Below are 20,837 nucleotides of genomic sequence, written 5' to 3'. Positions count from 1 at the left end.
CCATCGCCGCCGTGTCCGGAAGGCGAATGGTTGTCATCACATCATCACACCACGATCCCCCGGGTACGGCGCGCATTTTTTTGAAGAAGACGCGACATGACCGACACTTTGCTTGCCCTCTCCACCGCGCGATGCCGCATCGCGCCGCTGCACGCCGATGACGCCGCCGCACTGGCCGCGATCACCGACGCTTCGGTGACCGATCAGGTTGATTTCCTGCCAACGCCGTTTACCGCGGCCGACGCCCGCGCGTTGATCGCGGGATCGGGCGGCGGCGACGTGTTTCACGCGGTGCGGGATCGCCGCGAGGGACGGCTGCAGGGCGTGATCGGGGTTCACCGGCGCGATGCGCGCGCGGTCGAGGTCGGTTACTGGTTTGCAGCAGCCGCGCGCGGGCAGGGACTGGCGACCGAGGCGGTCGATGCGGTCGTGCGCGAGATTGCGGCGTCGCGCCCGGGCGCCGCGATCATTGCCGAATGCCATCCGGACAATGAACGCTCGCGCGCGCTGCTGCGCCGGATCGGCTTTCTGGCGACGGGGCAGACGGGGCGGCGCCCCGGACGGCGGGTGATGAAATGGCGCGCTGGCCCAGGGATCGACGTGTGCTGATCAGTCCGGGCGCGCCACCTCTTCCTTCAGCGCCTTCACAATCGCCGCCACCGATGTGGGCGCATAGGCAAAGCCCATATGGCCGCAATCGACTTCGACCTGGCGGTCGCTCTCTTCGGGCTGACCGCGCGCGCTGTTCACCGCGACGACGCCGTCGAACGCCGACCACAAAGCGAAGGTCGGCATTTCGGGGCGCGGGGCGGGGTGGAAATCGATCGGGGGGTTATCGACCGGGTGGCGCGCGACAAGATGGTAGAGCCGCCAGGCGCGGTTGGCGCGGCGGCTGCCCGAGAATGGCGAGCCGAGGGTGACGACGCGCGCGACCTTGCCCGGATGATGCTTGGCATATTCGCGCGCGTAAATGCCGCCGAGGCTCCAGCCGACCAGCGCCGGGGCGTGGCCGGTGCGGCCGATGATCCACTGGACGCGGGTGTCGATACGTTCGATGATGTCAGGGGTCGCGCCGCGGTTGAAACCGAGCCCCCAAGCGTAGCAGCGAAATCCGGCTCGGCGCAGATCGGCGCGCAGCGCCTTGGTCGCCCAGTCGCCCGACAAGAAACCGGGGAGAACCATCACCGGTGGATGGTCGCTGTCGGGATTGGTTTCGGGCGGCATCGGGCGGATGCGGCCCCACAGCGCGCGCGCCAAACTCGTCACCTCCCGCCATAGCAGCCCCAGCGGCGGGAGCGCGTCAGGATCGGGAATGCGCGCGGGCCATTCGGCGCGCCGGGTGAGTAGGCTTCGGATCATGGTCGGCCCTATAGCAGAATTCATGCCCCTGCGAAGGCAGGGGTCCATCTCCCGCCGGTCCCATCTTGCACCGACCCGAGATGGACCTCCGCCTTCGCGGAGACACAGCTATGCGGCTTGCTTCACTTCTTTGGAACCAGCTTCACCAGCTTGCCATTCTCGCCATCGGTCAGCAGCCACACGGAGCCGTCATCGCGCACCTCGACCTCGCGGATGCGGGTGCCGAAGTCCCAGCGATCGGCCTTGCTCAACCTGTCGCCATTGATGCTGGCGCGAACCAGGCCTTCGCCCGAAAGGGCGCCCATCAGCAGGCTGTTCTTCCAGCCGCGATAAAGGTCGCCGCCGTACCAGGCGAGGCCGCCGGGCGAGACCGCGGGATTCCACCACAGCTTCGGTGCCGCAAATTCGGGCCGCGTCGGGTGATCGGGGATCGCGCTGCCATTATAATGGTCGCCGTTCGACACGAGCGGCCAGCCATGATTGGCTCCGCGCTCGACCAGGTTGATCTCGTCGCCATGGCGCGGTCCCATTTCCTGGTTCCACAGCTTCCCCGCGCCGTCAAAGGTCAGGCCGAGAATATTGCGGTGGCCCAGCGACCAGATCTGGGCGGTGACGCCGCCCTGCGCCACGAACGGATTGTCGGTCGGGACACTGCCGTCGGGCCTCAGCCGGACGATCTTGCCGAGCGTGCCGCTCATGTCCTGCGCCGGCTCCATCTTTTGCCGGTCGCCCGAGCCGATGAACAGATATTGCCCGTCGGGCGAGAAGGCGAGGCGGTGCGAATAATGGCCGCGCCCGGTGACCTTGGGCGACTGCGTCCAGATCGCCTTGAGCCCCTCCAGCCGGGGTGTGGCGCCTTGAACCAGCTTTGCCATGCCGACGACGGCACCCGCCGTATCGCCTTCTCCCGCTTCGGCCCAGCTCAGGTATACCGTGCCGCTGGTCGCGAAATCGGGAGCGACGATGACATCGCCCAAGCCGCCCTGACCGCCATAGGCCACCGTCGGCACGCCCGCGACGTCGAGCGTCGGGCCGTTTTCTTGCCACAGCTTCAGCTTGCCCGCCTTTTCGGTGATCAGCGCAGCGCGCGTGCCGGGGACAAAGGTCATTGCCCAGGGTTCGTTGAAGCTCGCAACTTCTTGCACGGTGAATGGCGCATCGGTGACCGGCGTCGCCGGGTGCTCACCCGAGGCGTCGAGCGCCGCAGGATCGGCGGCTTTGCTCGACGTCGTGCTGGCGGAGCAGGCGCCCGCGGCAAGCGCCGCGGCAAGGGCGAGGAGCGGCAATGATTTCATGGAAAGAAGCTCGCTATGCTGGGGGAAAGATGCGCCAATCTGGCGCCGCGACGCGGCAAAGTCGAGTACCCAAAATCCGTTTCCCCTGCGCTTGTCGAAAGGCTGTCTTTTCCTTCGGGCGCCGCAGGAAGAAGGACGGTGCTTTGACAAGCTCAGCGCGAACGGCAATGCAAGCCTAAGCTCGGGATCAGCGGCTGGCCGCCTCACGCCGCGCGGTGATGATCTCGACGCTGTCCATGATCGCATCGACTGCCTCGCTCGCGGGCGGCGCATCGGCGCGCTTTTGCGAGAATTGACCGCTGTTCATAATCTCTTCGAGCGCAGCGCGGGCGCGCGACACGCGGCTTTTCATCGTGCCGAGCGCGCAGTCGCAGATACTCGCGGCTTCCTCATAGGACATGCCGCCGGCACCGACAAGGATTAGCGCCTCGCGCTGGTCTTGCGGCAATTCCATCAGCCCGCGTTGCAGATCGGCCATTTCTCCGCTGTCTTCTTGACTGGCGGGGGTCGACATCGTGCGTTCGACCGCGGTTTCGTCATATTCGCCAACAAACTTGTTGCGGCGCATCTGCGACAGGAAAGTGTTGCGCAGGATGACAAAGGTCCACGCCTTGATCGATGTGCCGCGTTCGAACCGATCGCGCGACGCCCAAGCCTTGACCATCGTGTCCTGCGTCAAATCGTCGGCGAGATCGGGGCTGCCCGACAGACTGCGGCCATAAGCGCGCAAATGCGGGATGACCGCGGCGAGCAATGCCTTGAATTCGGTATCGGACAGGCTGTCGCCGTTTTGCGACGCCGGAGCGGGCCCCGACATTATTGCTTCGAGCTTTTCTGATCGAGTTGCGACAAGAGGTCGAGCATATGATCGGGCAATTGTTCGGAAACGATGTTGCCATAGATCATGCGCAGCTTTGCGCTGACGGGTTCGGGCGCCTGACGACCCGTTAGCGTGCGATGCCATTCGTCGCTGTCGGTGCCGGGAAAGCTGCCCTGCTTGCGATTTGGCGCATCAGCCCCCGGGGGCGGGGTGCCCGTGCCGTTCGACCTGTTGTTGCCTTGCGTAGCCATGTCGGAGCAACGACGAAAAGCGCCGCTGGTTCCCGACCTTTGCGTTTTTTGCGACGAAACCGTTGCCAAGATGCCACAGCGGCCCTATTCGAGGTGCCGCGTAGGCGACCAGGCTTGCGGCGAGGGGTTATACTTTGCCTTTGCTGCATGGCGGAAGGCTGGAGAACGTCGCTTGCTTTCCGTCATCTATATAAGCGTTGCCGATCCGTTGATCGGCGAACAGGATATTGCCGCCCTTCTGGTTCAGGCGCGCCGCAACAATCAACGTGACGCGCTCACCGGCGCGCTGATTTTCAACGGTCATAATTTTCTGCAACTGCTTGAAGGTCCGGCGGACAAGGTCGATGCCTGTCTGGCGGTGATCCGCAGCGATCCGCGGCATAGCGGGATGGTGGAAATCCGTCGCCGCGAAATCGCGGAACGCGCCTTCGCCGAATGGACAATGCTCTATGATCCCCAGTTCCGCGGCCATGACGACGCCTTGTCGCGTTTGGCGGGCAGCGGACGTCTGGACCCGCAGGATACTTTGATGATGGAAAATTTCATTGCGCTGGGACGCCGCACGCGCCCTTCTGGCGCGCTCGGCGATTGACGGCTGCCCGCCGCTTTTTCGGCCGGTGCCGCGGTTCCGGTTTGCATCGGCCGCACGACGCGCTAAGCCTGATCTGCCAATTGATCGTTGTCCCTAAAAACAAGGCTATAGTATCAACGATATAACGCCCCAAGCGCCCGGCGCTGAACCGCTCGACGATGCCAGCTTTAAACAGGAGTTGGCGGCGATGCTGCCGCATCTGCGCGCTTTTGGGCGCAGCCTCTGCGGCAACGCCGACCTAGCCGACGATCTCGTTCAGGAAACGATGCTCAAGGCGTGGAAGGCGCGCGCGCAATATGTGCCGGGTCCGGCCAGCATGAAAAGCTGGGCGTTCGTTATCCTGCGTAATTGTTTCCTGTCGCAGATGCGGCGCAAGAAATTCACCGCCGAATATGACGAACTCGCCGCCGAACGGCTGCTCGTCGCCCCCGATGACCAGGATGACAGCCTGCATCTGGCCGATGTTCAGCGCGCATTGTTGATGCTGCCCGTCGACCAGCGCGAAGCGCTGGTGCTGATCGGGGCCGGACAATTATCCTATGAGGAAGGCGCCGCGATCTGCGACTGCGCGGTGGGGACCATGAAAAGCCGCGTGTCGCGCGCGCGCGCAGCGCTGCAGACGATCCTCGAGAGCGGCACTATGCCGCGGCGCAGTAGCGACGAACTCGCGTCGAGCGAAGTGTTCCGCTCGATCATGGACGACGTCGACTATCTGACCGCAAACGGTCCCGGCCGCGAATAGCCCCGGTTACGCCGCCAGCTGGGGCGTAAACAGCAGGCTCTGGCTGATCGCTGCGCGCACTGTATTCTCGCGGAACGGTTTCGAGATCAGGAAGGTCGGCTCGACCCGTCCGCCGGTCAGCAGCCGTTCGGGAAAGGCGGTGATGAAGATCGCGGGTACCGGCGCGATCGCCAAAATATCCTGTACCGCGTCGATCCCCGACGACCCGTCGGCGAGCTGAATATCGGCCAGAACCAGCCCGGCATCGGTTGATTCGAAGGCGGCGACCGCGTCGGCGTGCGTGGTGGCGACGCCTGCGACGCTATGGCCAAGGTCACGGACGATCTGTTCGAGTTCCATCGCGATCAGCGGCTCGTCTTCGATAATCAGCACCGACGTACAAGATTCGCGGTCGAGGTCCGCCACCGCTTCGGCGAGCAAAGTTTCGACCGTCTCGCCATCGGTCCCGGTGATGATCGACGCTTCGCCGACCGAAAAGCCTTCCAGGGCGGTCAACAGCAATATCTGACGGCCCAAGGGTGTGATCTGCGCCAGCTTTTTGTTTGCTGCACGCACGAAGGGATCTTCACCGTCGTCACTGCCTTCGCCATCATCGATGTAGGCGCTTTCCCAGATGCGGTGGAAATTGCGGTACAGGTCGATGCGGGTGCCATTGCCGGCGCTGAATTCGTCAGGCGCGGCCACGATGACTTCCAGTGTCGTATGCACAAAATTGTCGCCATGTTGCTGGCTGCCGGTCAGCGCGCGCGCGTAACGGCGCAGATACGGCAAATGTCCGCGAAGCTCTTCACCCAATGGCATATATTACCTCCCGCTTTGACCCGTCATACGCGTCCGCGCGCGCGACGGTTCCGCAAAATTGAATCAAAAATGCGCGACGAAGCGCTGCAACTTGTCATCGTGCGATGCGTAGAGTCAGCCGGGACGCCTTCGCGCTATCGGTAAGTCAGTGGAATTACGCCGCTTTCCTGATCCGATGGCAAACAGACTTTTTTAGGGACCATATTCATGGCAGAGCGGCCCGCAGGATCCGGAGGACGTGAGGGGCATCAGTTGGCGGACGGAGGTTATGCAGGTTCGGAACAGGCCGAACGCCTGCGCCTCGATACGCTTCGCGAATATCGGATACTCGACACCGGCCCGGAGGAGGCGTTCGACCGCGTCACCAAGATGGTCGCCGACCTGTATGACGCGCCGATCGCGCTGGTCTCGCTGGTCTCGCTGGTCGACGACTGCCGCCAGTGGTTCAAATCCTCTTACGGCCTCGACGTCTCTGAAACGCCGCGCGACATCAGTTTTTGCCAATATGTGATCGCCGAAGACAAGCCGGTGGTCATCGTCGATGTGCTGGGTGACGAGCGCTTTCGCGACAATCCGTTGGTCACCGGCGATCCGTTCATTCGTTTTTACGCCGGCGTACCGCTGCGCGCCTATAACGGGACCATATTGGGCACCCTATGCGTGATCGATCGCAAGGAGCGGCCGGTGCTGGTCGAGCGCGAACTGGAACGGCTCGAGGATTTCGCCGCGATCATCATGGCCGAGGCCGACCTGCGGCGCATCGTTGCCGAACGCGACGAGGCGCGGCAGACGCTGGAGCGCGCGCTCGACTTTTCGGGCATCGCGACGTGGCGCTATGACGCGCGAACCGGATCGATCAATTGGGGCGGCGCGGCTGCCGAGCTTTGGGGAGCGGACTTTGATACCGCGCTGGCCGATATCGACGGCTTTTACGAGCGACTGCTTCCCGACGACCGCGACATGGTGCGCAGCGTGCTGGGTGGATCGGTCGAGAGCGGCACGCATTATGCAACCGAATATCGGATCCAGCATCCCGAACGCGGGGTGCGCTGGATCGCGGTCCGCGCCGACTGGGACGTGAACACGACCGACGCGATCCTGACCGGGATCAGCATCGACATCACCGAACAGAAAAGCCGCCAGGAAAACGCCAATCTGTTGATGCGCGAATTGCACCACCGGATGCGCAATTTGTTCGCCACGGTCAGCGCCATCATCTCGCTGACCCGCCATGCGGCGACCGATGTCGACGATTATGTCGAGCGGATCACCGGTCGACTCGACGCGCTCAATCGCGCCCAGAATGTCCTGCTCGGCGCGAACTTCATGACCGGGTCGATGCACGCGCTGCTGCGCGAGGTCGAGGCGGCCTTTCCGCGCATTCGCTGGTCTGGCCCCGACCTGCTGCTCCCCGAAAATGCGCTGGTCGCGATGGCGCTGGTGTTCAACGAACTGGCGACCAACGCGGTCAAGCATGGCGCGCTGTCGGGCGCCGCGGGGGACGTCGACATTCAATGGACCCAGGATCCGGAGGGCAGCGATCCGCGGTTGTTCCGGTTGACCTGGAACGAAACCGGCAATCACGGCCCCATCGGTCCGCCCGAAAAAACCAGCTTTGGCACCCTGTTGATGGAGCGCAGTGTCCGCAACAATCTGGGCGGGACGATCGAGCGGCGTTGGGAACCGACCGGGTTGATCCTCGACATCACCTTGCCCGCGCGGTGGCGCGACGCCTGACCGCGCCAGAGTGGTTTGTTCCTGCTATGTTCTTATGCTATGTATAGGAAATGTCCGGAAAACCGATTCTCGAAAAACTCAGCATATTGGCCGATGCCGCCAAATATGACGCCTCATGCGCGTCGTCGGGAACGGTGAAGCGCGATTCGACCGGCACCAAGGGCATCGGATCGACCGGGGGTATGGGTATTTGCCACAGCTATGCGCCCGACGGGCGCTGCATTTCGCTGCTCAAGATTTTGCTCACGAACTTCTGCATTTACGATTGTCGCTTCTGCATCAATCGCGCGTCGAGCAATGTGCCGCGGGCGCGGTTCAATCCGCAAGAGGTCGTCCGGCTGACGCTCGACTTCTACAAGCGCAATTATATCGAGGGGCTGTTCCTGTCGTCGGGGATCATCCGCTCCGAAGATTATACGATGGAGCAGCTGGTCGAAGTGGCGCGCATTCTGCGCGAGGAGCATCGGTTTGGCGGCTATATCCACCTCAAGACGATTGCCGGGGCGGCGCCCGAACTGATCGCCCGCGCCGGGCTCTACGCCGACCGGCTGTCGACCAATGTCGAACTGCCGACCGAGGCTGGATTGCAGAGCTTCGCACCCGAGAAAAAACCCGAAACAATTCGCAAAACGATGGCATCGGTACGCGTTGGCGCCGACGATGCGATCGAGGCTGCCAAAGGGCGCTTGCTCAAAAAAGCGAAACCGCCTCGCTTTGCGCCCGCGGGGCAATCGACGCAGATGATCATCGGCGCCGACGCTTCGCGTGACGATGATATCCTCGCAACCGCAACCAATCTTTATTCGGGCTACCACCTTCGCCGCGTCTATTATTCGGCGTACAGTCCGATCCCCGACGCGAGCAGCGATTTGCCGCCGGTACGACCGCCACTGATGCGCGAACACCGCCTTTACCAAGCCGACTGGCTGCTGCGCTTCTACGGCTTTCAGCGCGCCGAAATCATGGAGGGAGCGAGCGGCGGGATGCTCGATTTGAGCATCGATCCCAAGCTTGCCTGGGCGCTGATGCGGCGCGACATTTTCCCTGTCGACATCAACCGCGCCCCGCGCGAACTGCTGCTGCGGGTGCCGGGGCTGGGAACACGCGCGGTCGACCGGATTGTGGCGGTGCGGCGGACCGGCAAGCTGCGGATCGGCGACCTGGCAAAGCTGACTGCGTCGGTGAAGAAACTGCTGCCGTTCATCCACACGCCCGACTGGCGGCCGGGGCCGCTGACCGACAGTGCCAGCCTGCGCGCACGCTTCGCCCCGCCCGCGGAGCAATTGTCGCTGGCGCTATGAGGGAGGTCGTGCTCGCCCGGCCCGGCGATTTCGCCGAATGGCGCGATGCGGCGCGGGGGCTGCTCGCGGGCGGTGTAGCGCCCGAGGATGTGAGCTGGCGTGGCGCTGAAGAAGGCGCGTCGCTGTTCGGCGACGATGCACCGTCTGCATCGGGCGCTGCGGTGTCGCTGCCGCGCGAACTGCTCGCCATGGCCGACCGGGTGATCTGTCATAGCGATGCCAACGTGCCCGCACGGCTCTATCGCATCGTCTGGCGCGCGCTGCGCGACCGGCAGCTGCTGGCGCGGCGATCCGATCCCGATATCGACTGGCTCAGCAAGACCGATAAAGCGATCCGCCGCGACATTCATAAGATGCACGCCTTTGTGCGCTTTCGGCGGTTAGGGGAGGATGCTGGGCGCGAGCGGTTTGCCGCGTGGTTCGAACCCGACCATCGCATCCTGCGGCTGACCGCGCCTTTCTTTCGGCGACGTTTTTACGGCATGGACTGGGCGATCGTGACCCCCAATGCGCGGGCGATCTGGCATGACGAAACGCTGACCTATGGAGCGGGCGGGACAAAGGACGAGGTACCCGATAGCGACGTCGTCGAGGATCAGTGGCGCACCTATTATGGCGCGATCTTCAACCCCGCGCGGGTCAAGATCGCTGCGATGCGTGCCGAAATGCCGAAGAAATACTGGAAGAACTTGCCCGAGGCGCAGGATATCGCGCCGATGCTCGCGGGCGCCGCGGCGCGGGTGGAACGGATGCGCGCGACCGCCGTTTCGCTTGCGAACCCGCAAACCGACAAATGGCGAACCAGCATGCCCGAAGCCTTGGCCCTGACTGACGACATCGACACGCTGGACGACCTCGCCCGCGCCGTTGGTGGCTGCACGCGCTGCCCACTGCATTGCAACGCGACGCAGGGGGTGGTTGGCGAAGGTCCGGCGGCGGCGCGTGTCATGCTGGTCGGTGAGCAGCCGGGTGACCGCGAGGATCTGGAAGGCCGGCCGTTCGTCGGCCCCGCGGGGCAGGTGTTGAACGAGGCGCTGGAGGAAGCGGAGCTCGATCGGCAGCGGCTGTTCCTCACCAACGCGGTCAAGCATTTCAAGTTCGAGCCGCGCGGCAAGCGGCGGTTGCATCAGAATCCGACGACCGGTGAAATCGACATCTGCCGCTGGTGGCTCGACAAGGAGCGCGCGCTGGTCCAGCCCGAACTGATCGTCACGCTGGGCGCCAGCGCGCTGCGCGGCGTGACGGGCAAGAGCATGAGCGTCACGTCGATGCGCGGCGCGGTGCATGAACTTGCCGGAGGCACCAGGCTGGTCGCGACGATCCATCCCTCTTTTCTGCTGCGGCTGCCCGACCGGGCACGCGCCGCTGAAGAGCGCGCGGCGTTCGTCGCCGATCTGGCGCATGTGCGAGAGCTCGCCGCCTGATGGCAAAGGGCAAGCCCTGGCTCGAACCGCATCCTCACGGGCTTTATGTGAAGCCCGCCGACCTGTGGATCGATCCGTCGCGCCCCGTCGAACGCGCCGCGGTCACCCACGGCCATGCCGACCATGCGCGCAGCGGCCATGGCGCGGTGTTCGCGACCCCCGAAACGCTGGCGATCATGGCACTGCGCTACGGCGTCGATGTCGAGGCCAGCCGTAATCAGGCGTGTGGTTATGGCGATGGCTTCGAGCGCGGCGGAGTGCGCTTCAGCTTTCATCCCGCCGGACATGTGCTGGGCAGCGCGCAGATTTTGATGGAATATGCGGGGGAACGGATCGTCATCACCGGCGACTACAAGCGGCGCCCCGACCCAACCTGCGCGCCGTTCGAGGTCGTGGCTTGCGATATCTTCATCACCGAGGCGACGTTCGGCCTGCCGGTGTTTCGCCATCCGCCGACAAGCCAAGAGATCGCCAAGCTGATCGGCGCGGTGCGCGCCGAGCCCGATCGCTGTGTGCTGGTCGGCGCCTACGCGCTGGGCAAGGCGCAGCGGGTGATGGCAGAGATCCGCGCCGCCGGATGGGACGCACCGATCTATATCCACGGCGCGATGGAAAAAATGTGCGCGCTCTATGCCGCGCACGGCGTCGATCTGGGTGAACTGCGGCTGGTCGGCGAAACCGACAAAGCCGACATGACGGGGCAGATCATAGTCGCACCGCCCTCGGCGCTGAATGACCGCTGGTCGCGGCGATTGCCCGATCCGGTCACGGCGATGGCTTCGGGGTGGATGCGCGTGCGCCAGCGCGCGCGGCAGCGGATGGTCGAACTGCCGCTGGTGATTTCGGACCATGCCGACTGGGACGAGCTGACATCGACGATCTCGGCGGTGAACCCCAGAGAGACATGGATCACCCATGGCAGCGAGGACGGCTTGCTGCGCTGGTGCGAATTGCACCAACGCAACGCGCGCGCACTGCATCTGGTCGGCCGCGATCTGGAAGAGGAGGCGTGAAAGCCTTCGCCGCCCTGATCGATCGGCTGATCTACACTCGCTCGCGCAACAGCAAACTGGCGCTGATCGCCGATTATCTGAAGCACACCCCTGATCCCGATCGCGGTTGGGTGATTGCAGCGCTGACCGAGAGCTTCGATTTCCCAGCGGTGAAATCGGCGATGGTGCGGACATTGCTGGCGACGCGGGTCGATGAGGAATTGTTCCGCCTGTCCCGGCATTTTGTCGGTGATACGGCGGAGACTGCGGCGCTGCTGTGGCCGGAACCGAATACGCCCCTCCCCTTCAGGGGAGGGGTTGGGGTGGGGGTCGCAGGGCAGCGCGACGCCGACGACCCTACCCCCAGCCCCTCCCCTGAAGGGGAGGGGGGATTGACGGTTTCGCAGGCCGTCGAAGCCCTCTCATCCGCCACCCGCGCCACCGCCCCCGCGATCCTGGCGTCCCTCCTCGATCGCCTCGACGCAGACGGGCGCTACGCACTCCTCAAGCTCGCGCTCGGTGGGATGCGCGTCGGGGTGTCGGCGCGGCTGGCGAAGCAGGCGTTTGCGCAGGCATTCGACGTGCCCGTCGACGACGTCGAGGAGCTGTGGCACGCGATTCCGCCGCCCTATACGCTGCTGTTCGCATGGGGCGAGGGGCAGGCCGAACGCCCCGACCTCGCCGATGTCGCCTTCTTCCGCCCCTTCATGCTCGCGCATCCACTCGAGGACGCGACCGTCGATCTCGCCGACTACGCCGCCGAATGGAAATGGGACGGCATCCGCGTCCAGATCGTCCATGGTGGCGGCCAGACGCGTATCTACAGCCGCGGCGGCGAAGAGATCAGCGCGGCCTTTCCCGAGCTGGTCGCAGCCTTCGATCAGGATGCGGTGATCGACGGCGAACTGCTGGTCCGCGGGGATGCGCAGGGCGGCGAGGCTGCGAGTTTTAACGCGCTGCAGCAACGGCTTGGACGCAAGACAGTGTCGAAGAAGATGCTCGCCGACTATCCGGCATTCGTCCGCGTCTATGATCTGCTCGCGGTCGACGGCAACGACCTGCGCCCCTTGCCGTGGACCGAGCGGCGGCGGCAATTGGAAGCCTTCGTCCCGCGGCTTGCCGACAGCCATTTCGACCTGTCGCAGGTGATCGAGGCGGCCGATTTCGACGACCTCGGCGAACGCCGTGCGGGCGCGCGCGATGCGGCGATCGAGGGGGTGATGCTCAAGCGCCGCGATGCGCCGTATATCGCGGGGCGGCGCGCCGGACTATGGTATAAATGGAAGCGCGACCCGCTCACCGCCGATTGCGTGATGATGTACGCGCAGCGCGGCAACGGTCGCCGCGCAAGCTTCTATTCGGACTATACCTTCGGCTGCTGGAGCGACGATGGCGAGCTGCTGCCGGTGGGCAAAGCCTATTCGGGGTTCACCGACGAGGAGTTGAAATGGCTCGACAAGTTCGTCCGCGACTACACGGTGGGTCGCTTCGGCCCGGTCCGCGAGGTCGAAAAGTCGCTGGTGCTCGAAGTCGCCTTCGATTCGATTCATGCATCGAAGCGCCACAAGTCGGGGTTGGCGATGCGCTTCCCGCGCATCGCGCGCATCCGCCGCGATAAACCGGCGGAGGAGGCTGACCGGATTGCGACTTTGCAAGCGATGGTGACGTAGCTCCATCCCCCCCCTTCATGGGAGGGCAGCGAAACTTGGCAGCTCGCTGCCAAGTTGCAGCGGGTGGGGGCCATCGGCATTGCGCAATACCGTTGGCCGCCACCTCGTTTGACTAAAGGTCCGGCAAGAGCCGGACCAAGGTCTCATTGCCCCCTCCCCTGAAGGGGAGCGGGCGAAAGGAAAAATTCCCCGCCCAAACCTTGCAACCCCGCGCCCCGATACCGAGTTTAACCCCTCATCCCCTCTGAAAAAACAACGGAGACTGCCATGACGATCGCTCTTCCCCCGCTGCCCTACAAGCAGGATGCGCTCGATCCGCATATTTCGGCCGACACGCTCGCGACGCATCATGGCAAGCATCACAAGGCCTATGTCGACAAGGTCAATGCCGCAATTGAAGGTACCGAACTCGCCGACAAGCCGCTCGAAGAAATCGTCCACCATGCCGAGGGCGCGGGCAACAAGGGCTTGTTCAACAACGCCGCCCAGTCGTGGAACCACGCTTTTTACTGGAACAGCCTGAGCCCGGCAAAGACCGCGCCCGAAGGCGACCTGCTCGCCGCGATCACTCGCGATTTCGGGTCGCTCGACGATCTGAAAAAGAAGCTCAAGGAAACCGCGGTCAATCATTTCGCATCGGGCTGGGCCTGGCTGGTGTCACGCGACGGCACGCTGTCGGTCACCGACACCCACGACGCCGGCACCGAGCTGACCCTTGGCATCAAGCCGTTGGTGGTGATCGACGTGTGGGAACATGCTTACTATATCGACCGCAAGAATTTGCGTCCGGCCTATGTCGATGCGGTGGTCGATGAGCTGTTGAACTGGGACTTCGCGGCAGAGAATTTCGCCCGCGACACGACCTGGACCTATCCGGCGTAACCGAATGATCCTCCCTCTCGCGCAGCGATGGGGAGGCGGCAGCGCGAAGCGCTGACGGAGGTGCAATGGCACAACGTCGTCGCCCCGCCACCACCTTCGTTGGTCCCCCTCCCCTTCGCTACGCGACGGGGAGGATTTCGCGGATGCCGTAACGAAATTTGAACTGGTATCTATCGTGATGACGGTGCCGCCTCTATAGGCGCCGTCATGACAATCAGCCTCTTCGAACTCTTCAAAATCGGTGTCGGACCGTCGAGCTCACACACCGTGGGTCCGATGGTCGCGGCCCGCCGTTTCACCGTCTGGCTCGACGAGCAGAACCTGTTCGATCGGACCGTGCACGTCGAAGCCGATCTTTATGGATCGCTGGCGCTGACCGGCAAGGGCCACGCCGCCGACACCGCGATCGTTGCGGGTCTGGCAGGCGAGATTCCTGCCAGCACCAGCCTCTCCGCGATTAAGGCGCATTGGGATCGCGCGACCAGCGAAGGTTTTCTCTACCTGCTCGGCCGTCAGCGCGTCCGCTTCCAGCCCGCGCGCGACCTGCATTTCCAGATGCGCCAGCGCCAGCCGTTCCACAGCAACGCGATGAGCTTCACCGCACGCGAGGCCGAAGGCGAAATCCTCGCCAAGCGGATGTATTTTTCGATCGGCGGCGGCTTCGTCGTCGACGAGGATGAGGCGGGGCGCAACAGCCGGGGCGCCGAGGATGAGGTTGAGCTGCCCTTCGCCTTCACCTCGGGCGCCGACCTTCTGAGCATGGGCGCCGCGTCGGGCAAAAGCTTCGCCGAAATGATGCTCGAAAACGAGTTGGTGCATCGTAGCCTCGACGAAGTAAACGCCGGGCTCGATGCGATTGCGGGCGCCATGGACGCGTCGATCGAGGCGGGCTGCTGCAGCACCGGCATTCTGCCGGGCGGGCTGAAGGTCAAGCGCCGGGCGCCGCAGATTGCCGACGACATCCGCAACCGCCACGAACAAAATCTGACCGACCCGCTCGCGATGATGGACTGGATCAACCTGTGGGCGATGGCAGTGAACGAGGAGAATGCTGCGGGCGGCAAGGTCGTCACCGCGCCGACCAACGGCGCGGCGGGGATCATCCCCGCGGTGATCCGCTTCTACCGCCGCGGCTATCGCGGCGATGATGCGGGGGTGCGCACCTTCCTGCTCGCTGCGGGCGCGGTCGGCGCGCTCTACAAACGCAACGCCAGCATCTCGGGCGCCGAAGTCGGCTGCCAGGGCGAAGTCGGAGTCGCCTGCTCGATGGCGGCGGCGGGGCTGACCGCGGCATTGGGCGGCACAAACGCGCAGGTCGAAAACGCCGCCGAGATCGGCATGGAGCATAATCTCGGCTTGACGTGCGACCCGATCGGCGGGCTGGTACAAATCCCGTGCATCGAACGCAATGCGATGGGATCGATCAAGGCGATCGACGCGAGCCGCATCGCGATGATCGGCGACGGCACGCATGTCGTGAGCCTCGACACGGTGATTGCGACGATGCTGCAAACGGGGCGGGATATGCGAGACAAGTATAAGGAAACGTCGAAGGGCGGGCTGGCGGTTAGTGTGGTGGAGTGTTGAGCTTTTAGCGATCAAGCTCCGGTTTCACTTCATGTTTGTAACAAAATCTGCTGCTTCAGGCTGATCTGCTCAAACCTCATCGTCATCCCGGACTTGATCCGGGATCGACGGCGGCGCTGAAGTCATGGACCCCGGATCAAGTCCGGGGTGGCGATGGTGGGGCGGTGAGCCGTGTGCGACGTTGATATTCTCGTCATCCTGAACTCGTTTCAGCATCCATGGTCTGTCGCTTCCTTCGGCGCGGCGCTCGACGAGAGGTCTGGGCATGGATGCTGAAACATGTTCAGCGTGGCGACGTGAGGGATGAGAGCGAGGCTACGAGCATCTTGCATTGCCGCTCCATTTGCCTGATTGGGAGCGCCGAGAAGGAGACCGCAAATGAAGACCCGCGCTGCCGTAGCGTTCGAAGCGAAGAAGCCGCTCGAAATCGTCGAACTCGACCTCGAAGGCCCGAAGGCGGGCGAGGTGCTGGTCGAAATCATGGCGACGGGCATCTGCCACACCGACGCGTACACGCTCGACGGGTTCGACAGCGAGGGCATCTTCCCGAGTGTGCTCGGCCATGAAGGCGCGGGCATTGTGCGCGAGGTGGGCGCGGGCGTCACCAGCGTTGTCCCCGGCGATCACGTCATCCCACTCTACACCCCCGAATGCCGCCAGTGCAAAAGCTGCCTGTCGGGCAAGACCAACCTCTGCACCGCGATCCGCGCCACTCAAGGAAAGGGGCTGATGCCCGACGGCACGACGCGCTTTTCGTACAAGGGCCAGCCGATCTTCCATTATATGGGCTGCTCGACCTTCTCGAACTTCACCGTGCTGCCCGAGATTGCGGTCGCCAAAATCCGTGAGGACGCGCCGTTCCAGCCCGCCTGCTATATCGGTTGCGGCGTGACCACCGGGGTCGGGGCGGTGATCAACACCGCGAAGGTCCAGGTCGGCGACAATGTCGTTGTCTTCGGCCTCGGCGGCATCGGCCTCAACGTGATCCAGGGCGCGCGGCTGGCGGGTGCGAAGCAGATCATCGGCGTCGACATCAACGCTGATCGCGAGGAATGGGGCCGCAAGTTCGGGATGACCGACTTCCTCAATAGCAGGGGCATGAGCCGCGAAGACACGGTCGCCGCGATCGTCCAGCTGACCGACGGCGGCGCCGATTACACGTTCGACGCCACGGGCAATACCGAGGTGATGCGCACTGCGCTCGAGGCCTGCCACCGCGGCTGGGGCACCTCGATCATCATCGGCGTGGCCGAGGCGGGCAAGGAAATCGCGACGCGTCCGTTCCAGCTCGTCACCGGGCGCAACTGGCGCGGCACTGCGTTCGGCGGCGCCAAGGGCCGCACCGATGTGCCGAAGATCGTCGATATGTACATGACCGGCAAGATCGAGATCGACCCGATGATCACCCATGTCATGGGGCTGGAGGACATCAACAAGGGGTTTGATTTGATGCACGCGGGAGAGAGTATCCGTAGCGTGGTAATTTACTAAAAAGCAGTTTCGTCTGGCGCCAAGGTTCGTCATTGCGAGGGGCCGAAGGCGACGCGGCAATCCAGAGCCGCGTAAACCGCCCTGGATTGCTTCGCTTCGCTCGCAATGACGTGAATTTGGGAGCATCGAATTGACCGGACCCTATGTCCTGACCTTCAGCTGCGTCGATGCGGTTGGCATTGTCGCCGCCGTTACCGGCCTGCTCGCCGAGCGCGACGGCTTCATTCTCGACAGCCAGCAATATGCCGACCTCGATTCGGGGCGTTTCTTCATGCGCGTCGCCTTTCGCGGCGCGGGGCCGCGCTTTCCTGAGGGGCTGGCGGGCGTGCAGGCGGCGTTCGCGCCGATCGTCGACCGCTTTGCGATGGACGCGCGGATCAGCGACAGCTCCGCAAAGCCGCGCTTCGTTATCGCGGTGTCGCAGGGCAGCCATTGCCTCAATGACCTGCTCCACCGCTGGTCGACCGGCAATCTCGCGATCGATATCGTCGCGGTCGTGTCGAACCACGAGCATCAGCGGCGGCTAAGCGAATGGCATGGCGTGCCGTTCCACCATTTCCCGGTCAGCGATGCCAATCGCGCCGAGCAAGAAGTACGCATCCTCGACCTGATGGCGCGCAGCGGCGCCGACTATCTGGTGCTCGCGCGCTATATGCAGGTGCTGTCGCAGGACATGTCGGGGAAACTGGCGGGGCGTTGCATCAATATTCACCATAGCTTCTTGCCCGGGTTCAAGGGCGCCAAACCCTATCACCGGGCGCAGGAGCGCGGGGTCAAGCTGATCGGCGCGACCGCGCATTTCGTCACCAGTGACCTCGACGAAGGCCCGATCATCGAACAGGCGGTCGAGCGCGTCGATCATCGCGATTCTGTCGAGGATCTGATCCGTATCGGCCGCGATGTCGAGGCGCAGGTGCTGGCGAAAGCGGTGCGTTGGGTCGCCGAACAGCGGGTGCTGATCGACGGACGCAAGACGGTAGTCTTCCGCTGAGAAGGCTGGCACAAGATCGGTATCGATTCGCAACGAAAATAGGAGAGAGCGATGTACAGTCACAATATGGTCGGCACGAACGACGTGGCGAAGGCGAAGGCATTTTATGATGCGACCTTCCAGGCGATCGGCGGCAAGCCGGGGATTCAGGACGACAAGGGCCGCCTGATCTATATGCACAATGACGGCCTGTTCCTGGTGACGCCGCCGATCAACGGCGAACCGGCGACCGCGGGCAATGGCTGCACCATCGGGTTTGCGATGGCCGACGAAGCGCAGGCCAAGGCCTGGCACGATGCCGGCGTCGCCGCGGGCGGCACCAGCATCGAAGACCCGCCGGGCATTCGCGAAGGTGGCTTTGGCCAGCTTTATCTCGCCTATCTGCGCGATCCCGACGGCAACAAGCTGTGCGCGCTGAAGCGCCTGTAAGCGGACGATAAGATTGATGCGCGGCGAAGCGGGATTGCGAGCGGACATGTGTGCGCTCGGCATCCTCTTCGCCGAACATGACCATGACGCGGTGTTCACCGTGGCGGAGAGCGACGCGGTGCACGCCGCGATGCCGGGTGCCCATACCAAGAATTTGTTTCTGAAGGACAAGGGCGGGGCGTTCTGGCTGATCAGCGTACCGTCCGACGCGCGGGTCGACCTGAAGCGATTGCCCGCCGCGATCGGATGCAAACATGTCAGTTTCGGCAAGGCGGAGGATATGGCGCGCCTGCTCGGCATCACGCCGGGTTCCGTGACCCCGCTCGCTGCGATCAATGCGGTGCCGGGAAGCATTACGGTGGTGCTCGACGCGCCGCTAGCCGACGCCGATCTGGTCAACGTCCACCCGCTCCGCAACACTGCGACGCTTGCGCTAGCGGGCGGCGCGATACTGGACCTGCTGCGCCATTGGGGGCATGATCCTGTGGTCGCCCCCATTCCAGTGCAGGACAATCCATGACCATCGAAACCCTCTCCACCGTTCGCAGCCATGGCGGTACGCAAGGCGTGTACAAACACGCCAGCGCTACCACCGGCACTGACATGACCTTTGCGGTCTTCGTGCCCGCCCATGCGGAAGGCGCGAAGTTGCCGGTGCTCTGGTATCTGTCGGGGCTTACCTGCACCCACGCCAATGTGATGGAAAAGGGCGAATATCGCGCCGCCTGCACCGAACATGGCGTGATCTTTATCGCGGCCGATACGTCTCCGCGCGGTGAGGGTGTTCCCGATGATCCCGAGGGAGCCTGGGATTTCGGGCTGGGCGCGGGCTTTTATGTCGATGCGACCGAAGAACCCTGGGCGAAGAACTACCGGATGCGGTCCTATATCGAGGACGAACTGCCCTCGCTGATCCTGCGCGAATTCGCTGCCGCCGACATGACGCGACAGGGGATTACCGGCCATTCGATGGGCGGGCACGGCGCGCTGACGGTGGCGCTGCGAACGCCCGACCGGTTTCGCTCGGTATCGGCCTTCTCGCCGATCGTCGCGCCGCTGCAATGCCCTTGGGGTGAGAAGGCGTTATCGAACTATCTCGGCGAGGATCGCGCGGCATGGGGCGTTTATGACGCCTGCGCGTTGATCGCGAACGGCGCGCGCGTAGCCGATTTGCTCGTCGATCAGGGCGACGCCGATAATTTCCTGACCGATCAGCTCAAGACGCATTTGCTGGTCGAGGCGTGCGAGCGGGCGGGGCAGAAGGCCGAGATCCGGCTGCAGCCGGGGTATGATCATAGCTATTATTTCATCTCGACCTTTCTGGCCGAGCATGTTGGGTGGCATGCGGAGCGGCTGAAGGCGTGATCGTCGTCCCCGCGAAGGCGGGGACCGCTGGAAGTTTACTCAGCGACGAAGGGTAAGGCCGACAACGGCCCCCGCCTTCGCAGGAGTGACGTTATCAATGCTCTGGAATCAGCAGCGTCGAGCCTGTCGTGCGCCCCGCTTGCAAATCAGCGTGCGCCCTTGCCGCATCCTGTAACCCGTAACGCTGCCCGACGGTAATCTTCACCGCGCCGCTCTCGATCATCTCGAACACGCGCGCCGCGCCCGCGGCGCGTTCGCCTGCATGGAGATAATAGTCGAACAGGGTAGGGCGGGTGACGAATTGCGAGCCATGCTGCGCGAGCACGCCCAGGTTCACCCCGGTCACCGGCCCACCGGCATTGCCATAGCTGACAATCAAGCCGCGCCGCGCGGTCGCCTTAAGCGATACGTCCCATGTCGCCATGCCGATGCCGTCGAAGGTCACGGGCACGCCTTGGCCGTCGGTGATTTCGCGGACATGCGCGGCGACGTCGTCGCTTTTGTACATCAGAACGTGATCGGCGCCGGCCTCGCGCGCGGCGTGCGCTTTTGCCTCGGTGCTGACAGTACCGATGACGGTCGCGCCGATCGCCTTCAGCCACTGGACGAGGATCAGTCCGACCCCGCCCGCGGCGGCGTGGACCAGCACCGGCCAGCCTGCCTCGACCTTCGCGCAGCGTTCGACGAGCATTTCCACTGTGCACGCTTTCAGGAGCGCGGCCGCGGCGGTTTCGTCGTCGATAGCGGGGGGCAGCTTGAACAGCGACGCTGCGCTAACCAGCCTCGCGTTGGCATAGGCGGTGCGCTCGGGGCCGAAGGTCGCGGCGCGATCGCCGGGCTGGAAGCCGTGGACGCCTTCGCCGACGGCGATCACTTCACCGGCGGATTCGACGCCAAGGCCGCTGGGCAGTGGGACGGGATAGGTGCCGTCGCGGTGATAGGTATCGAGATAGTTGAGTCCGACCGCGGTTTGGCGCAGCAGCACCTCGCCGGGGCCGGGTTCGCCAAGCGCTACCTCGCGCCAGTCGATGACTTCAGGTCCGCCCTGACTTTCGATAAAGGCTTCGATGGCTTGCATGCGCCGCTCTCCTGCTGTCCGATCCATCTG

The 20,837-nt window shown here is 64.0% G+C and carries 21 protein-coding genes; 15 read left to right on the top strand and 6 right to left on the bottom strand.

Features of this window, described 5'->3' with window-relative positions:
• The first annotated feature begins 96 nt into the window (after nt 1-96).
• A complete protein-coding gene (locus tag CDQ92_RS06300) occupies nt 97-609 on the top strand; it encodes a GNAT family N-acetyltransferase (protein WP_088440439.1) in 513 nt (170 codons plus the stop codon).
• Here CDQ92_RS06300 and CDQ92_RS06295 read toward each other — a convergent pair whose 3' ends face one another.
• The 4 genes from CDQ92_RS06295 to CDQ92_RS06280 all read right to left on the bottom strand — a co-directional run bounded on the left by CDQ92_RS06295 (nt 610) and on the right by CDQ92_RS06280 (nt 3,725).
• Entirely contained in the window at nt 610-1,359 is a 750-nt protein-coding gene (locus CDQ92_RS06295) for an esterase/lipase family protein (protein ID WP_088440438.1), read from the bottom strand.
• Nucleotides 1,360-1,481: 122 nt separating this feature from the next.
• Nucleotides 1,482-2,654, bottom strand: coding sequence for a PQQ-dependent sugar dehydrogenase (locus CDQ92_RS06290; RefSeq protein WP_088440437.1), 1,173 nt, complete (start codon nt 2,652-2,654; stop codon nt 1,482-1,484).
• A gap of 187 nt (nt 2,655-2,841) precedes the next feature.
• Complete coding sequence (locus CDQ92_RS06285) at nt 2,842-3,471, bottom strand: sigma-70 family RNA polymerase sigma factor (protein ID WP_088440436.1); 630 nt, start codon at nt 3,469-3,471, stop codon at nt 2,842-2,844.
• Nucleotides 3,471-3,725 (bottom strand): NepR family anti-sigma factor, encoded by a 255-nt coding sequence (locus tag CDQ92_RS06280; protein ID WP_088440435.1) that lies wholly within the window; start codon nt 3,723-3,725, stop codon nt 3,471-3,473. The genes CDQ92_RS06285 and CDQ92_RS06280 overlap by 1 nt, the downstream gene beginning before the upstream one ends.
• A gap of 172 nt (nt 3,726-3,897) precedes the next feature.
• On the opposite strand from CDQ92_RS06280, the gene CDQ92_RS06275 reads away from it, so the two are divergent.
• Entirely contained in the window at nt 3,898-4,317 is a 420-nt protein-coding gene (locus CDQ92_RS06275) for a BLUF domain-containing protein (protein WP_088440434.1), read from the top strand.
• A gap of 112 nt (nt 4,318-4,429) precedes the next feature.
• On the top strand, nt 4,430-5,059 hold the full coding sequence (locus tag CDQ92_RS06270) for a sigma-70 family RNA polymerase sigma factor (RefSeq protein ID WP_088440433.1): 630 nt from the start codon (nt 4,430-4,432) through the stop codon (nt 5,057-5,059).
• Between the two features lie 6 nt (nt 5,060-5,065).
• Here CDQ92_RS06270 and CDQ92_RS06265 read toward each other — a convergent pair whose 3' ends face one another.
• Nucleotides 5,066-5,860 carry a response regulator gene (locus tag CDQ92_RS06265; protein WP_088440432.1) on the bottom strand — a complete coding sequence of 265 codons (795 nt, stop codon included), beginning with the start codon at nt 5,858-5,860 and terminating at the stop codon, nt 5,066-5,068.
• Nucleotides 5,861-6,112: 252 nt separating this feature from the next.
• Between CDQ92_RS06265 and CDQ92_RS06260 the strand changes: the two genes are divergently transcribed.
• The 12 genes from CDQ92_RS06260 (at nt 6,113) to fghA (ending at nt 19,729) form a co-directional block, all read left to right on the top strand.
• A complete protein-coding gene (locus CDQ92_RS06260; RefSeq protein ID WP_229667251.1) occupies nt 6,113-7,597 on the top strand; it encodes a sensor histidine kinase in 1,485 nt (494 codons plus the stop codon).
• Nucleotides 7,598-7,647: 50 nt separating this feature from the next.
• Nucleotides 7,648-8,898 carry a putative DNA modification/repair radical SAM protein gene (locus CDQ92_RS06255; protein ID WP_088440430.1) on the top strand — a complete coding sequence of 417 codons (1,251 nt, stop codon included), beginning with the start codon at nt 7,648-7,650 and terminating at the stop codon, nt 8,896-8,898.
• Nucleotides 8,895-10,322 carry a UdgX family uracil-DNA binding protein gene (locus CDQ92_RS06250; protein ID WP_088440429.1) on the top strand — a complete coding sequence of 476 codons (1,428 nt, stop codon included), beginning with the start codon at nt 8,895-8,897 and terminating at the stop codon, nt 10,320-10,322. Before CDQ92_RS06255 ends, CDQ92_RS06250 begins: the two co-directional genes overlap by 4 nt.
• Nucleotides 10,322-11,335: a ligase-associated DNA damage response exonuclease gene (locus CDQ92_RS06245; protein WP_088440428.1), complete on the top strand. Its 1,014-nt coding sequence runs from the start codon at nt 10,322-10,324 to the stop codon at nt 11,333-11,335. The genes CDQ92_RS06250 and CDQ92_RS06245 overlap by 1 nt, the downstream gene beginning before the upstream one ends.
• Nucleotides 11,332-12,984 (top strand): cisplatin damage response ATP-dependent DNA ligase, encoded by a 1,653-nt coding sequence (locus CDQ92_RS06240; protein ID WP_088440427.1) that lies wholly within the window; start codon nt 11,332-11,334, stop codon nt 12,982-12,984. Before CDQ92_RS06245 ends, CDQ92_RS06240 begins: the two co-directional genes overlap by 4 nt.
• A gap of 267 nt (nt 12,985-13,251) precedes the next feature.
• A complete protein-coding gene (locus CDQ92_RS06235; RefSeq protein ID WP_088440426.1) occupies nt 13,252-13,866 on the top strand; it encodes a superoxide dismutase in 615 nt (204 codons plus the stop codon).
• 207 nt (nt 13,867-14,073) lie between these two features.
• Nucleotides 14,074-15,453, top strand: a complete 1,380-nt coding sequence (locus CDQ92_RS06230) for an L-serine ammonia-lyase (RefSeq protein WP_088440425.1) — start codon at nt 14,074-14,076, stop codon at nt 15,451-15,453.
• A 378-nt stretch (nt 15,454-15,831) separates the two neighbouring features.
• Entirely contained in the window at nt 15,832-16,944 is a 1,113-nt protein-coding gene (locus CDQ92_RS06225; RefSeq protein ID WP_088440424.1) for an S-(hydroxymethyl)glutathione dehydrogenase/class III alcohol dehydrogenase, read from the top strand.
• Nucleotides 16,945-17,074: 130 nt separating this feature from the next.
• A complete protein-coding gene (purU, locus tag CDQ92_RS06220; protein WP_188682311.1) occupies nt 17,075-17,935 on the top strand; it encodes a formyltetrahydrofolate deformylase in 861 nt (286 codons plus the stop codon).
• A 51-nt stretch (nt 17,936-17,986) separates the two neighbouring features.
• A complete protein-coding gene (locus tag CDQ92_RS06215; RefSeq protein WP_088440422.1) occupies nt 17,987-18,364 on the top strand; it encodes a VOC family protein in 378 nt (125 codons plus the stop codon).
• A gap of 16 nt (nt 18,365-18,380) precedes the next feature.
• Nucleotides 18,381-18,884 carry a prolyl-tRNA synthetase associated domain-containing protein gene (locus tag CDQ92_RS06210; RefSeq protein WP_088440421.1) on the top strand — a complete coding sequence of 168 codons (504 nt, stop codon included), beginning with the start codon at nt 18,381-18,383 and terminating at the stop codon, nt 18,882-18,884.
• Nucleotides 18,881-19,729: an S-formylglutathione hydrolase gene (gene fghA / locus CDQ92_RS06205; protein WP_088440420.1), complete on the top strand. Its 849-nt coding sequence runs from the start codon at nt 18,881-18,883 to the stop codon at nt 19,727-19,729. The genes CDQ92_RS06210 and fghA overlap by 4 nt, the downstream gene beginning before the upstream one ends.
• Before the next feature lie 94 nt (nt 19,730-19,823).
• Here fghA and CDQ92_RS06200 read toward each other — a convergent pair whose 3' ends face one another.
• Nucleotides 19,824-20,807, bottom strand: coding sequence for a quinone oxidoreductase family protein (locus CDQ92_RS06200; protein WP_088440419.1), 984 nt, complete (start codon nt 20,805-20,807; stop codon nt 19,824-19,826).
• Between the last annotated feature and the right edge of the window lie 30 nt (nt 20,808-20,837).

The sequence above is a fragment of the Sphingopyxis bauzanensis genome, assembly GCF_002205675.1.
GTDB lineage: Bacteria > Pseudomonadota > Alphaproteobacteria > Sphingomonadales > Sphingomonadaceae > Sphingopyxis > Sphingopyxis bauzanensis.
The sequence above is the reverse complement of the archived record's forward strand: the minus strand, read 5'-3'. Positions and strand labels throughout refer to the sequence as shown.

What these genes read in the sequence shown, in the direction of transcription:
- CDQ92_RS06300 (WP_088440439.1), top strand. Translation starts at nt 97, where the DNA reads ATGACCGACACTTTGCTTGCCCTCTCCACCGCGCGATGCCGCATCGCG.
- CDQ92_RS06295 (WP_088440438.1), bottom strand. Translation starts at nt 1,359, where the DNA reads ATGATCCGAAGCCTACTCACCCGGCGCGCCGAATGGCCCGCGCGCATT.
- CDQ92_RS06290 (WP_088440437.1), bottom strand. Translation starts at nt 2,654, where the DNA reads ATGAAATCATTGCCGCTCCTCGCCCTTGCCGCGGCGCTTGCCGCGGGC.
- CDQ92_RS06285 (WP_088440436.1), bottom strand. Translation starts at nt 3,471, where the DNA reads ATGTCGGGGCCCGCTCCGGCGTCGCAAAACGGCGACAGCCTGTCCGAT.
- CDQ92_RS06280 (WP_088440435.1), bottom strand. Translation starts at nt 3,725, where the DNA reads ATGGCTACGCAAGGCAACAACAGGTCGAACGGCACGGGCACCCCGCCC.
- CDQ92_RS06265 (WP_088440432.1), bottom strand. Translation starts at nt 5,860, where the DNA reads ATGCCATTGGGTGAAGAGCTTCGCGGACATTTGCCGTATCTGCGCCGT.
- CDQ92_RS06255 (WP_088440430.1), top strand. Translation starts at nt 7,648, where the DNA reads ATGTCCGGAAAACCGATTCTCGAAAAACTCAGCATATTGGCCGATGCC.
- CDQ92_RS06250 (WP_088440429.1), top strand. Translation starts at nt 8,895, where the DNA reads ATGAGGGAGGTCGTGCTCGCCCGGCCCGGCGATTTCGCCGAATGGCGC.
- CDQ92_RS06245 (WP_088440428.1), top strand. Translation starts at nt 10,322, where the DNA reads ATGGCAAAGGGCAAGCCCTGGCTCGAACCGCATCCTCACGGGCTTTAT.
- CDQ92_RS06235 (WP_088440426.1), top strand. Translation starts at nt 13,252, where the DNA reads ATGACGATCGCTCTTCCCCCGCTGCCCTACAAGCAGGATGCGCTCGAT.
- CDQ92_RS06230 (WP_088440425.1), top strand. Translation starts at nt 14,074, where the DNA reads ATGACAATCAGCCTCTTCGAACTCTTCAAAATCGGTGTCGGACCGTCG.
- CDQ92_RS06225 (WP_088440424.1), top strand. Translation starts at nt 15,832, where the DNA reads ATGAAGACCCGCGCTGCCGTAGCGTTCGAAGCGAAGAAGCCGCTCGAA.
- CDQ92_RS06215 (WP_088440422.1), top strand. Translation starts at nt 17,987, where the DNA reads ATGTACAGTCACAATATGGTCGGCACGAACGACGTGGCGAAGGCGAAG.
- CDQ92_RS06210 (WP_088440421.1), top strand. Translation starts at nt 18,381, where the DNA reads ATGCGCGGCGAAGCGGGATTGCGAGCGGACATGTGTGCGCTCGGCATC.
- fghA (WP_088440420.1), top strand. Translation starts at nt 18,881, where the DNA reads ATGACCATCGAAACCCTCTCCACCGTTCGCAGCCATGGCGGTACGCAA.
- CDQ92_RS06200 (WP_088440419.1), bottom strand. Translation starts at nt 20,807, where the DNA reads ATGCAAGCCATCGAAGCCTTTATCGAAAGTCAGGGCGGACCTGAAGTC.